General features: G+C 60.2%; 11 protein-coding genes and 1 pseudogene. 2 read left to right on the forward strand and 10 right to left on the reverse strand.

Features of this window, described 5'->3' with window-relative positions:
* Positions 1-44 precede the first annotated feature (44 nt).
* The 10 genes and pseudogenes from NTD80_RS04760 to tssB form a co-directional block, all read right to left on the reverse strand.
* Positions 45-221 (reverse strand): PAAR domain-containing protein, encoded by a 177-nt coding sequence (locus NTD80_RS04760; protein ID WP_262132378.1) that lies wholly within the window; start codon positions 219-221, stop codon positions 45-47.
* Between the two features lie 70 nt (positions 222-291).
* Positions 292-804 carry an Hcp family type VI secretion system effector gene (locus NTD80_RS04765; RefSeq protein WP_262132379.1) on the reverse strand — a complete coding sequence of 171 codons (513 nt, stop codon included), beginning with the start codon at positions 802-804 and terminating at the stop codon, positions 292-294.
* A gap of 106 nt (positions 805-910) precedes the next feature.
* Positions 911-1,757 (reverse strand): annotated as a pseudogene (gene icmH, locus NTD80_RS31290) (type IVB secretion system protein IcmH/DotU).
* Positions 1,750-3,096 carry a type VI secretion system baseplate subunit TssK gene (tssK, locus tag NTD80_RS04780; protein WP_262132382.1) on the reverse strand — a complete coding sequence of 449 codons (1,347 nt, stop codon included), beginning with the start codon at positions 3,094-3,096 and terminating at the stop codon, positions 1,750-1,752. The pseudogene icmH and the gene tssK overlap by 8 nt, the downstream one beginning before the upstream one ends.
* 37 nt (positions 3,097-3,133) lie before the next feature.
* On the reverse strand, positions 3,134-4,483 hold the full coding sequence (gene tssJ / locus NTD80_RS04785; protein WP_262132383.1) for a type VI secretion system lipoprotein TssJ: 1,350 nt from the start codon (positions 4,481-4,483) through the stop codon (positions 3,134-3,136).
* Positions 4,480-5,502, reverse strand: a complete 1,023-nt coding sequence (gene tssG, locus NTD80_RS04790; RefSeq protein ID WP_262132384.1) for a type VI secretion system baseplate subunit TssG — start codon at positions 5,500-5,502, stop codon at positions 4,480-4,482. The genes tssJ and tssG overlap by 4 nt, the downstream gene beginning before the upstream one ends.
* Positions 5,466-7,232, reverse strand: coding sequence for a type VI secretion system baseplate subunit TssF (gene tssF, locus NTD80_RS04795; protein ID WP_262132385.1), 1,767 nt, complete (start codon positions 7,230-7,232; stop codon positions 5,466-5,468). Before tssF ends, tssG begins: the two co-directional genes overlap by 37 nt.
* Before the next feature lie 7 nt (positions 7,233-7,239).
* Positions 7,240-7,656, reverse strand: a complete 417-nt coding sequence (gene tssE, locus NTD80_RS04800; RefSeq protein WP_262132386.1) for a type VI secretion system baseplate subunit TssE — start codon at positions 7,654-7,656, stop codon at positions 7,240-7,242.
* On the reverse strand, positions 7,657-9,129 hold the full coding sequence (gene tssC, locus NTD80_RS04805) for a type VI secretion system contractile sheath large subunit (RefSeq protein WP_262132390.1): 1,473 nt from the start codon (positions 9,127-9,129) through the stop codon (positions 7,657-7,659).
* A gap of 37 nt (positions 9,130-9,166) precedes the next feature.
* Positions 9,167-9,670, reverse strand: coding sequence for a type VI secretion system contractile sheath small subunit (gene tssB, locus NTD80_RS04810; RefSeq protein WP_262132387.1), 504 nt, complete (start codon positions 9,668-9,670; stop codon positions 9,167-9,169).
* Positions 9,671-10,103: 433 nt separating this feature from the next.
* Here tssB and vasI point away from each other — a divergent pair, with 433 nt between their 5' ends.
* Positions 10,104-10,670, forward strand: a complete 567-nt coding sequence (gene vasI, locus NTD80_RS04815; protein WP_262132388.1) for a type VI secretion system-associated protein VasI — start codon at positions 10,104-10,106, stop codon at positions 10,668-10,670.
* A complete protein-coding gene (gene tssA / locus NTD80_RS04820) occupies positions 10,658-12,076 on the forward strand; it encodes a type VI secretion system protein TssA (protein WP_262132389.1) in 1,419 nt (472 codons plus the stop codon). Before vasI ends, tssA begins: the two co-directional genes overlap by 13 nt.
* Positions 12,077-12,100: the final 24 nt, after the last annotated feature.

The raw sequence follows: 12,100 nt of genomic DNA on the forward strand, positions 1-12,100 counted from the left end.
GGTCGCTTTGGCGGGGCATGAAACCTCCTTGTTGTGAATCCCGGTTAGTTGATCAACCAGCTGGCATCGATGTTTTTCAGGATGCCTTTGGGGTCGGTGCTGTCGCCGACGCGCGCGACGGCCCGGCCGTTGACGGTGACGTTGTGCAAGCCGCTTTTGACGGTGGCGGGGCCGCACAAAGGGCAATCATGGTCATGTCCGACCAGAACGACGGCAGGCATAGAGCCTTCTGGTAGGTATCGAGTCAGTGAACATTCCGCCGCCTGTGCGGCGGAACGTGCCGGTGGGCGATTAAGCCGGTTTACGCCAGTCATCCGAAGCTTCGGTACCCGCTACCACATGGCTCCAGCTGACCTTGCGATAGGCCAGGCTGGTCTTGATCAACTGGGTGTAGTTGGCGTTGTCGCTGTCCTGGGCGTGGGGCAGCACGGTGTGGATTTCGACGACGGTGGCGTCTTCGAGCTTGGTGGTGAAGAAGTGCTCCTGCTTGCCGTCCCCCGAGGTACGGAACCACTTGACCTCGACAGTGGGCAGCATTTCGCCGGTGGCCAGGGCCTGGTAGAGCATGGGCGAGGCTTTGCTCAGGGCGCTGGTGAATACCAACGGTTTATGCACGCGCTGGCCGGCAGGCTGGCCGCTTTGCGGGTCAGTAGGCGCGGCGATCTGGTGGTCGATTTCCTGAGCCAGGATTTCGTCTTCGTGGCCTTCCACATAGACATTGCCCACCGAATCAGCGGTGAATGCGCCTTTGGTGATATGTCCCTGGTTTTTGCCGTGGATACTGATGTACGCAGGTGTTGGCATGACAAGCTCCTTGTCGCGATTAGATGAACGACCCCATGAGGTCGTGGGTTATGGCCGATAGGGCCATGGCTTTGCAGGCGCTCGGAATGAGTGCACTGAAAATCGGTTACAGATTGAGAACTCGCTCCAGGGAGGCGAGCACTTCCTGGGTAATGCTGTTCAGGCGCATCGAGTAGATCGTGTAAGCCGTGAACAACACGACCGCCGCCAGAGCCCACGGTGTCCACAATGGCAAGGCGCGCTTGATCCGATAATTGCGCGGGGCGACGTTGGCCAACGGGTTGGTCAAGCGCTTGGGTGTTTCACCCCGCAGCGGGCGCAGCATGCCATGCAGTTGCTTGATGATTTTCTGTATTTCGTCATCGCCCTTGGCATGGGCGCCGTATTTGCCTTTGAGGCCGCAGACCAGGCACTGGTACATGAACTCCAGCACATGCTGGTACCGGGCCGCTTCGGGAATCATGTTGTTCATGATGGTGAAGAACCTCTCACCGCCTCGGGTTTCCCCATGAAACTGGCTGAGCAATGAGCGTTCACTCCAACTGGAGAGCCTGCCCCAGGTGGTAGCCATGACCACTTCGTCCCAGCAGGCACAGGCTGTAGGAATAAGCCTTGACGACGCCGGCGTCGTAGTCGAGTTGGCTGACTTCTTCCATGATCGTGGTGATCTGGTTGCTGACGCTTCGGTACAGCGCTGTCACATCGTCGTGCTGGTCCAATCGGCGCAGGCGGATCACCAGGCCGATCAAGGGCGTGGCGGCGTCGCACAGTGGGTTCCAGGCCAGGCCACGCATGTCGAATTCGGGGTCTGCGAGCAATACCGGGGGTTTTGGCTCGGCCTGTTGCTCTCCGAGGTCAGATTCTTTGCTGCTGGTAGCCTGTTGCACGTGGCTGAACGTCCGCTTGCTGGCGCCTGCTGGCGGTATGGTTTCGGTGGGTATGGACTCAGTCATTTTTCTCACTCCTGATTGCCCAGAACTGCAATTCCAGCTCCGGGAATTTACCGGAGATGTGGAAACCGAACCCGCTGCCGCTGCTCAGGCTTTGCCAGGTGGGATGGTGACGGTCGAGTTCGAAGTAGCTGAAGCCGGCATGGAACGGCAGGTGCCGCGGCGCCACCGGCAGCGGCAGCAGCGGGATGCCTGGGAGTTGCAGGCTGACCAGTTGTTCCAGGCCTTCGGTGGAACTGATCTTGATTTGCTTGGGTAGTTGCTGGCGCAGGGTCTGCGCTGGCAGTTCGGCACGCACCGCGAGGATGAACTCGGCGTTGTCCAGCAGGCGTTTGTCGTTCAACGCAGCAGTGCGTACGCCGTACTGCTGCTCAATGATCGGGAGCGACACCGCACGCGGTTGCAGCACGGTACCCAGGGCGCGGCGCAGGGTGTGCTCCAGAAGCTGGAAGGACTCGCGCAGGTTGTCGTGCTGGTAGGCCGGATATTCCTGTGGCAAGTGACCTTCATCGGTAAAGGTCACCAATTCGCCGCAGGCCTGGGCCAACGCGATATACAGTCGCTCCGGGTGGACCTGGCGTTGACGGGCCAGGTGCTGGAACAGCGGGAACAAGCGATTGAGGGCTTGCAACAGGTTGAAGTCAGTGACATCGGCCACCCCTGATTGCCCCGGCGAGCCGATGCGTTGAGCCAGGTTCTTCGCCCGTTCGCGCATCAAGCCGGCTACTTCACCCAGGTAGCGGTGCAATGCCGGTACGGCCTGCAAGGACAGGCTGGTGGGGTAGAAATGCTCGTCCATGACCAGACTGCCGTCCGGGCGTTTGTCTTTGATTCTGCCGATGGCGATGCCCGTGAAGGCACTGCGGTCGCTGCGTTCGAGCATCAGTTGCAGGTTGGGCACGGCCAGGTCCATGCCCACCTGATCGCCGTCATCGCTGTGGGTATCGCGAATTTCTTCGCGCCGCGCAATATAGCGGCTGTTGCCGTATTGGTCGGGCCAGCGCACTTCTAGGGCGCCGTTGGACCGCAATGGCAGGGTCAGGTAGACAATCTGGTTGACCGCGCTGCTATCGGCGATCTCCAGTGGTGCCGGTGGCGCCAGGTCGTGCGGGATATCGAAGACACTGCCATCGGGCATGATCCCGCGCGCCTGGGTGATGGCGACCTTGCCGAAGCTCAGGTATTCGCTGTTCAACACCAGTTCGCTGAAGCCGTAGAGGGCATCGTTCAGGCTGTGCACGCGCTGATGCACGGCAGCTTCGACCGCGCGGGCCTGTTGCTGGAAATGCTGGGGTTTGACGAACAAACCTTCATGCCAGATGACGGGGTTGCGTGAACTCATCGGTAATTACTCTGCGCAAAAGCGGCTGAAAATGACGTCATCGGATTTCCCCTTTGAGGCTGACCTGGGCGGCGTCCAACTGCACGAGCACAGCGTATTGGCGGCCCTTGGGCTCGACGCGCAGGCGCTGTTTCCATTGGCCGACTTCGGCGCTGTGGTAGTTGGCGATCACCGCGATAAAGCGCGTGTCTTCATCCAGGGCACGCAGGTCGACGAACTTGAATTGGCCTGGCAGGAGCAGGTAGTCGTCGGCGCGGATGTAGGTGCTGCCCAAGGTTTTTTCCAAGTCCTCGGCCATAGCCTGGGGGCTGGCGTTGACCAGCAGCGAGTCGTCGGTCAGTTGCAAAACCTTGAAGGCGATCGGCGTGGCGACGTGCTGCATCGCCGGGTTACCCCAGGGCGTCGTCAGGCTGACGCCCTGGGCGTCGTAGTGGCCCAGTAACGTGTCCTCAATTGGAGACATCGGCACCACGGGATCGGGCTCCACGGTCAGCAACGATTGGGCCGGTACGGCTTCGTAGAGGTGGTTGAGCAGGGTTCGCACTTTGTCCGTCAGTGCTTGTGGGCTGTCCGCCTGAACGTTGAGGTTGTAGGGCGAGTGGCTTGTGTCTCCCTCTGGTGCGGTGCCGGTGCTGATCAGGCGCGGGTTGACCTGGTCGCTGGCGTGCAGGCTCAGCGAGTAGCGGCTGGGCTGCTCGTCAGGGCCGCCGACCGGGATCGATGGATCCCAGATAACCTGGCCGACCTTGCTGAGCAGGGTGCAGCCGGCAAGGGTGAGGCAGGCCAGCAATAAGGTACCCAGACGGACATTGCTGAACCGGCTGACGGTGTGCTTGGGTGCAGTCGCGCCGATGTCAGCCAGCGGTTTTGCGGGTGGCGCTTCAGTCATGGCCCGCAGCGGGTCGCCTTGCTCCGCAAAATCCACGAGTTGGCAAAGGCGCTCGAACTCAGGGCAAGTAGCAGGTCGCGGATCGAGTCGGGGAGGGCCCGCAAACTCCTCAAGGTGCCAAGCCTGCATACCTTGGGGGCCACTGGTGAACAGTTCGTCGAGCGAACGCTGGCCAGGGGCATGCTCACCCAATTGCACCGCCACGTGATAAGCGCCAATCTGCAAACAATCGCCATCGTTGAGGCTTACAGCAAGGTCGCGACCCAGTGGTAAGTCATGGCCATTAACGTAGGTCCTGTCACTGCGGTCGATCACGCAGAAACGTCCTTCAATAATCCGGATTTCGCAGTGATTGGGCTGCACGCTGTTGTGGCGATCTTCCAGGCGCCAGTCCGCCGCAGCGCTACCGATGCTGCCGCCCTGGGGCCCGAAGCGATGACTGGGCAGATACCCGTGCAGCAACTGCGCAGGATTGTTGATAACCAATGTCAACTTCATGCACGCCCCCGAATCCGCACTACGGCGGGGTGACGTTGTTCCTGGTGTTCGATGAAGCTGGTCCAACCCAGATGGGTGCCTCTGTCGCGTTGCAGGTTGAACGGCGGGACATCTTCTTCGCGCAGCCCCAACTCCAAGTCGTAGGCGGTGACGTCGCGCAGCAGGAAATCCATCAATTGACGCAGCCGCCCGAACTGCTCGCCACTGGGCAGGAAATGCCGAAAGCGCGCCTGTGTCAGATTGGGAATCACCAGTGTGAACTTGCTGGCGCGGGTCTTGCTGCGGTCACCCATCACAAAGTCGCTGCCCAGGGTGCCGTTGGCCTTGCCCAACGCCATGCGCTGACGCTGCGGCAAACTCACCGAACGCGCCTCGAATTCACGGATGTACACGCCGTGCAGGTCGAAGCAATGTTCGACGATGCCGGACACTACCGATGGCGAGCGGCTGCGGCTGGCGATCAACCCGGCAAAGCTCAACAACCGTCCCCACGGCAACGGGGTAGCGCCGCGAAGGTCGATATCGTTCAGGCCGATCAGGGAAAACACATAGCGTGAGAAACGGTCGCTGGCCTCGGCCTGAAAGCGGATGTAGTAGCGGTATTTACGCCAGCTATGGTGCAGCAGGGTCAGCAAGCGGTGATTGAAAAAGTCCATGAATGCGGGGCGAATCCCACGCTCCTGGGCCTGCTCGTAGGCCAGCCGATCCAGGTAGTAACCGGGCAGCGGCGAGTCGCTACCGTGCAGGCCAAAGAAGCTGGTCTGCAAGCGATAGCGCACTTCTTCACGGCCGTCGTCCACACGTGCGGCCACGACCACATCGGAGGCCGGAAAACCCAGCCCCGCATGGCTTTGCAGGCGTACTCGACGGCGCGCCGCCGCGCTCAAGGGCAGCGCTTCCAGATCATCGCCATGCAAGGTGTGCAGATGCTCCAGCAGACGGTGAAACGGATAGTTTCGCGCGTCGGCCAGCAGCAGGTCGGCTAGATCACGGGTTGTCTGCCGGTCAACAGTGGCCATTCGTAGCTCTCGTTGTTAGTGGTATTGATCACTTCCAGGCGATGGAAGGAATTGATGCTCGCGTACAGGGCGAAGAAGTGCGAAAGCACGCTACCGAACAGGTAGAGCTCGCCCTCGCAGAGGAAGGCGTTCTGATCCAGTTGCAAGCGGGTCTGCAAGCCGCGCACCGGCTGGCCCTTCATCAGCCAGTCGATGGGGGTGGTCACGGCCGCGTGAATGCCATTCAGGCGCTTGCGGGTGGCACGCGCCTGTTGCAGGTCGTGCAGGGCGGCGAAGTCATAGGCACGTATCACCGCTTTGAGCGGCTCGGCCGACAGCAGCGACAGGTAGTTCAACGACAGATTGGAAATCAGCGTCCAGTGCAGGCTGCTGTCCAGCACCGGCCGGTAGCTTCGAGTCGGTGCAGTCAGGTTGGTGTAGGTGGCAAACGAAGGCGTGACTTCGGTGGACAGCGACACATCACCCACCCCCAGCAACTGCGGCAGGTCGCGATTGCTGCAGGTCAACTCGATCGACGCAGCTTCTCGTTCACCGATGTACAGGCTTTCATCACCGCGCACGAAGGCGATGCGATGACGCAAACCCTCGCGCCCGTGTGATTCTTCGATATGCGTGCGGAAATACAGCGCCGTGCGACCTCGCGCATGTTCGATCTCATGCTGGAATGATTCGAACGGGGTGAAGCGTCTTAGCGGATCACCTTTGCGCTCCTTGTCGGCAGCGTCCCAACCGGCCACGTGGTCGACACTGAAAATCTCGTAAGCGTCGGGGCGGGTGCCGATGGGGCTGATACGCCGCTCCAGGCTGCGCCCGTCCAGTGCGATAGGGTTGGCGTCGTGTCTGAACAGGTTGACTGCCGGCGCACAATACAAGTGCAGATCGCTGGTGCGCAGGCGGATATCGGGTGGCATCGGCCGGCTGAACTGAAACTCGAAACGCAGGGTGGTGGCGCTGATATCCGGCCACAGGTGGGCCAGGCGGGTCAGGCTGAAAAAGTGAAAACGCTGCGGGAATACAAAGTACTCCTGCAGAATCCGGTAGCCATCGAACACATTGCGCGGGTAGGGCAGCAATGCTTCTTCGGCGGTGAAACCAGGAAAGCCAATATCCTTGGCGGACAGGCGATAGCTTTGACCATTGACCTGCAGGGAGACATGGTCCAGGTAATGGGCGAGCCACAGGTACAGAGTCAGTGCGGTGCCGTTGTCGCCGCCCAGGTGAAAGTCCAGTTGGTCGCAGGCCATGCTGGTGAGGGGTTGTTCGGTCAACACCTTGAGGTCGATACGCATCACCGACGCTTCACGGCTGTGGGCGTCGCTGACTTCCTGCAGGGCGAGCGGGTACAGGTTGACGTCAGTGCAGGTGCGAAACTGGCAGGACACGCCATTCACCGGCTTGGCAAACAGCGGCGTGCCCTTGGGAATCACCTGGCACTGGCTGATTGCATCGGGCAGCGGTGCAAAGCGGATGATGGTCGCGCTGGGCAGGGGGCGCAGGTAATTGGGCCAGAGCATCTGCAGCAGCGGGTGCGTCAGCTCCGGCAAGTCGTCGTCGATCTTCATCCCCAACTTGGCGGTGAGGAAGGCAAAGCCCTCCAGCAGGCGCTCCACATCCGGATCGCCGGCCTGATCGCCGAGAAAATGCGCCAGCTGCGGGTTGTCCTCGGCAAACTCGCGACCGAGTTCGCGCAGGTAGCGCAACTCCTCGGCAAAGCGTTGTTTCAAGCCCATGGCATCCTCATTTCACGCGGGTGTAGCCGTCGCGGCCACGCATGGCCACCTCGATCTGCACCTGTTCTTCCTTGTGGTTGACCCGTACCTGGCAGTCCAGGTGAAAGTTCAGCTCCAGCGGCAGGTCCGGGTCGGGCTGATAGCGCACGCCGGTCACCTTGATGCGCGGTTCAAACGCTTCCACCGAGCGCCGGATATCGGCGCTGATGGCGACCACCAAATCACTGCTGGCCTGGGTAACGCCATTGAAGTCACGCAGGCCCAGTTCAGGACTGCTTTGCGAACAGCCCTGGCGTGAGTTGAGGACCTGTTCCAGATGGCGCTTGATCGCCTCGATACGCTGGCGCGCCTGCGTGTCTGCGCTACCTGGGTGGTAGCGCGGAGCGTCAGCCTCCAGGCGTTCGAACAGGCTGGTGCGGCCCAATTACTGGGTGTCCAGCCGTCCGACCAGGGAGATCTCAAAGTTGGCGCCCATGTATTTGAAGTGCGGGCGTACTGCCAACGAGACCTGGTACCAGCCCGGGTCGCCCGCGACGTCCTGTACAACGATCTGCGCGGCGCGCAAAGGGCGACGGCTGCGCACATCGGAGGACGGATTTTCCTGGTCGGCGATGTACTGCTTGAGCCAGGTGTTCAGCTCGCGTTCCAGGTCCTGGCGCTCCTTCCAGCTGCCGATCTGTTCGCGTTGCAGCACCTTGATGTAGTGAGCCAGGCGATTGACGATAAACAGGTACGGCAACTGCGTGCCGAGCTTGTAATTGGTCTGGGCTTCCTGGCCCTCGCGGGTCTTGGGGAAATTCTTGGGTTTTTGTACCGAATTGGCGGAGAAGAACGCCGCGTTGTCGCTGTCCTTGCGCATGGTCAGTGGAATGAAACCGGCTTCAGCCAATTCGAATTCCTTACGATCGGAGATCAGCACTTCGGTGGGGATCTTGGCCTGCAACTGGCCGAGGGATTCGTACAGATGCACCGGCAGATCGTCGACAGCGCCGCCGGATTGCGGGCCGATAATATTCGGGCACCAGCGGTAGCGTGCAAAACTGTCGGTGATGCGCGAAGCCATCAGGAACGCGGTGTTGCCCCACAGGTAATTGTCGTGATCGCCGTCGACGGCTTCGTTGTAGCAGAAGCTGCGGATCGGGTTTTCCAGCCCGTCGTAAGGCGAGCGCAGTAAAAAGCGCGGCAGCGTCGCGGCGATGTACTTGGAGTCTTCCATCTCACGCAGGCTGCGCCATTTGGTGTGGCCGGGGCCTTCAAAGATATCGCTGACTTCCTTCAGCGAGGGCAGATCCTGATAGCTCTTGAGGTTGAAGAATTCAGGACCGGCGGCCATCACGAAAGGGGCGTGAGCCATGGCGCCCACGGAGGCGACGTAGCTCAGCAGCTTCATATCCGGGGACGAAGGGCCGAAGGTGTAATTGCCAATCATCGCTGCGATGGGCTCGCCACCGAACTGGCCGTAGCCGGCGGTGTAGGCGTGCTTGTACAGGCCACTGCGGGTGATATCGCCGGCGTTATCGAAATCGTCCAGCAACTCTTCCTTGGTGACGTGCAGCATTTCCAGCTTGATGTTCTCGCGAAAGTCCGTGCGATCCACCAGCAGCTTGAGGCCACGCCAGGCCGACTCCAATTGCTGGAACTGGGGCTGATGCAGGATCACATCCATCTGCTTGCTCAAGGCGTGATCGATTTCGACAATCATCTGGTCGACCCGGTGTTTGTTGACCGACTGCTGGTGATCGCCGCTTTGCAGGATTTCGCTGATAAACGCAGCCACACCTTGGCGGGCGACTGCGTAGCCTTCCTGGGAGGGGCGAAGGGTGGTGTTGGCGAGCAGTTGGTCGAGCAACGATGTTGGTTCGTCAGCCACCAATACTTGGGCGACGGCGCTTTCCATAGACATGGTGAGTACTCCGTTGAGAAGGGCGTTCAAGTCAGCTGTTTGGCGCGTCGAGCACCAGGTTCAGCTCGTTGGCCAAGCGTTGGCGGGCGGTGTCATCGGTCAGCAGGTTCTGTAGGTGTTTACGAAAGGCCGGGACGTTGCCCATCGGACCTTTGAGCGCAACCAAGGCCTCGCGCAGTTCCAGCAACTTGTTTAATTCGGGAACTTGGCGGGCGACGGCGTCGGGGCCGAAGTCGTTGATGTTTTTGAATTGAAGTTGCACGTTCAGGTCAGTGTCGTGGTCGTTGTCAAGGACGGACGGAACAGCCATGTCTAGAACTACTTCGGCTTTGGCCAATACTTCATTAAACGTGTCTTTGTCGATTCGCGTGGCTTGTCGATCCTCCAGCGCATTTAACTCACCATGTCCTTTGAAGTCTCCGGTGATCAATAACTTCAGAGGCAACTCAACTTCAGCCTGTTGATCGCCCGTGGCCGGGACGTACTTGATGTTGACGCGTTCTTTGGGCGCGACAGAACCCTGAGTTTTCGACATGAGAAGAATCCTTTTCGTAAGGTCGGCGTATTAGAACCAGCTATTTCAAGTTTTGTCATGTAGGACAAAATGGATGCGATTTGTGGGTTTCGGATGTAGGAAGTTGCGTTGCTTAAAGTGTTTCTATTTTTCCTACAACTGCAGCAGATGCATCTGAAAGATGCCTCTTTTTATTCGGCTTTTAGTAGTGCGTGTCCCGTCTTTCACTTGCACTATCCATTGAGCGCAGGTGACGCTTCGCAAGTTAATCAATTTAACTTTCGGTCTGCTTGGCGTTAATTGGAAAGTTGAGAAAAATCCGGTTTGGATTTCGACGAGGCATATTCAGGAGGCGTGGATGCGCGACGGATGGCGGGAATGGCGATGGGGGCTTTGTCTAGCGGTTTTAGCCCAGATGGACGTGCAGGCGGCAACGCAAGATTGTCCTTCCATCGTGTCGCCCTTGAAGCGCCTGGAGTGTTTTGATTTGGCCGCCGGCACACCCATTCATCAGGCACCTGCGCCGACACGCGCCCTAGGCCAGGTATTACCGATTGTCGATCTGGTGCAACGCACCGAAGCCAAGCGTCCACCCGAGGATCAGCGTTTTCTGTTGTCGTCGTTTCCAGAGCCGGACAACGATCAGCAACATCGGCTGGTGATCTCTGCCCCAGCCTTGGGTGCGTTGCCGCCTCGGCCTTATCTGGCTATCAGCTGCGAATCGAAAATCACCCGCCTGCAACTGGTGCTGGACGAACCCGCCAAACCCAACAAAATCCGCATCCAGTTGTTCAAGGATGAGCGCCCAGTCTCCGCGGCCTACCAGTGGCAGGTGCTGGATGACGCCGGCCTGGTGGTCGATGCCGGGCGAGGGCTGCAGGCCATTGCCTTATTGCGCAACATGGGCGGCGGCCAGCGCCTGCGCCTGGAAAGTGACTACCCTCGGTTGCACGGGCTGGTGTTCGACGCTGAAGGGCTCGGTGACTTGATCGAGCAGGAGCGCCAAGTATGTCGCTGGTGATCGACGTGCCGGCGGATATCGTCAAGCTGCTGCTGACCCCCATCGATCCTGAGCAGCCCGCCGGGCATTTCGATGTGGAGGACGAAACCTATCAAGCCATCGACCAGGAAATGGTCAAGCTCGGTGGCCTGCGCGAAGGCGACATCGACTGGCCGTATATCGACGAAGCCTCCCGCCAGTACCTGGCGATTCAGTGCAAGCACTGGCGCATCCTCGGTCATCTGCACGTGGTGTGGCTGCGTACCCGGCAATGGGCGCGCTGGGCTGATGCCCTGGGCTTGTTGGCCGGTATGGTTGAACTGTATTGGGACAGTGCATACCCCAAGCCCGGCCCGACCGGCTATCTGAATAAGCGCAAACAGGTGCAGCGTCTATTGGGCGACCTAGGGCAGGTATTGCCGACGTTGGAGCGCAGCAGTTTTGAACCGGCCTATCAAGCCGCGGCGGAATTGGCCCTGGCCAGTCTGCAACGCTGCGTCGAAAGCGCCAGGCTCGACCCCGCTCCATTGGAGGCGTTGCAGCGGCAGTTGGGCAAATACAGCGAGCCGGTTGTAGCCACTGAACCCTCGCGTGCACCGACCTCCAACGGCGTTCTGGATTCTGCGTTTTTCACCAGCCCCAAGCCGCAGGCACCGGGCAACGAGCGCGAACAACGCCGCGCTGTGTTGAACATGGCAGAGCAGATTAACCAGCTGGATCCCTACGACCCTACCGGCTACCAATTGCGCCGCTTCGGGCTGTGGTCGCATCTGCGCACCGCACCCTCAATCACCCGCGACCGCCGCACCGAACTGACCGCCGTGCCCAAGGATATCGTCGTCGGCTACCAGGACGCGCTGAACCACAATGCCCTGGACCCGAACCTGCTGGCACGTCTCGAAAAAAGCGTCTGTGCCTCCCCGTACTGGTTACGCGGCAGCTACCTGGCCGCCCACGTCGCCTCGCGGTTGGCCATGGAGGAAGTGGCCGCCGCCATCCGCCAGACCTGTGAGCGTTTCGTCTGCCGCCTGCCGGCCCTGCTGGAGTTGTGTTTCAGCGATGGCACGCCGTTCGTGGACGTACAAACCCAGGCCTGGATCACCGGCGCCGATCAGGCGCAAGCGACAGGCAGCCCAGTGCAGGAATACGCAGCCCTGCGCGATGAGCTGACCACCCAACTCAATACCGAGGGCGTCGAAGTGGTGCTGCTGCGCCTGCAGGACCTTCACGCCACCCATGACGCCCCGCGCCAGCGCAGCTACGCCACGGTGATCGCCGCCGATCTTTTGGCGTCGCGGGGCTTGTCTTGGCTGGCGGACGATCTGTACGCCGGTGTGGCGCGGTTGATGCGCGACACCACGGCGCAGGGCTGGGAGCCGGAGCTGTACCGAAAAGTGGCAACCGTTATCGGTGAGAGTAAGGATTAACCAACATGCCCCGTCAAAGCGACT

The organism is Pseudomonas sp. 13B_2.1_Bac1 (assembly GCF_025466155.1).
GTDB classification, from domain to species: domain Bacteria; phylum Pseudomonadota; class Gammaproteobacteria; order Pseudomonadales; family Pseudomonadaceae; genus Aquipseudomonas; species Aquipseudomonas aylmerensis.

Coding starts and splice junctions, on each gene's coding strand:
- NTD80_RS04760 (WP_262132378.1), bottom strand. CDS start 221: ATGCCTGCCGTCGTTCTGGTCGGACATGACCATGATTGCCCTTTGTGC.
- NTD80_RS04765 (WP_262132379.1), bottom strand. CDS start 804: ATGCCAACACCTGCGTACATCAGTATCCACGGCAAAAACCAGGGACAT.
- tssK (WP_262132382.1), bottom strand. CDS start 3,096: ATGAGTTCACGCAACCCCGTCATCTGGCATGAAGGTTTGTTCGTCAAA.
- tssJ (WP_262132383.1), bottom strand. CDS start 4,483: ATGAAGTTGACATTGGTTATCAACAATCCTGCGCAGTTGCTGCACGGG.
- tssG (WP_262132384.1), bottom strand. CDS start 5,502: ATGGCCACTGTTGACCGGCAGACAACCCGTGATCTAGCCGACCTGCTG.
- tssF (WP_262132385.1), bottom strand. CDS start 7,232: ATGGGCTTGAAACAACGCTTTGCCGAGGAGTTGCGCTACCTGCGCGAA.
- tssC (WP_262132390.1), bottom strand. CDS start 9,129: ATGGAAAGCGCCGTCGCCCAAGTATTGGTGGCTGACGAACCAACATCG.
- tssB (WP_262132387.1), bottom strand. CDS start 9,670: ATGTCGAAAACTCAGGGTTCTGTCGCGCCCAAAGAACGCGTCAACATC.
- tssA (WP_262132389.1), top strand. CDS start 10,658: ATGTCGCTGGTGATCGACGTGCCGGCGGATATCGTCAAGCTGCTGCTG.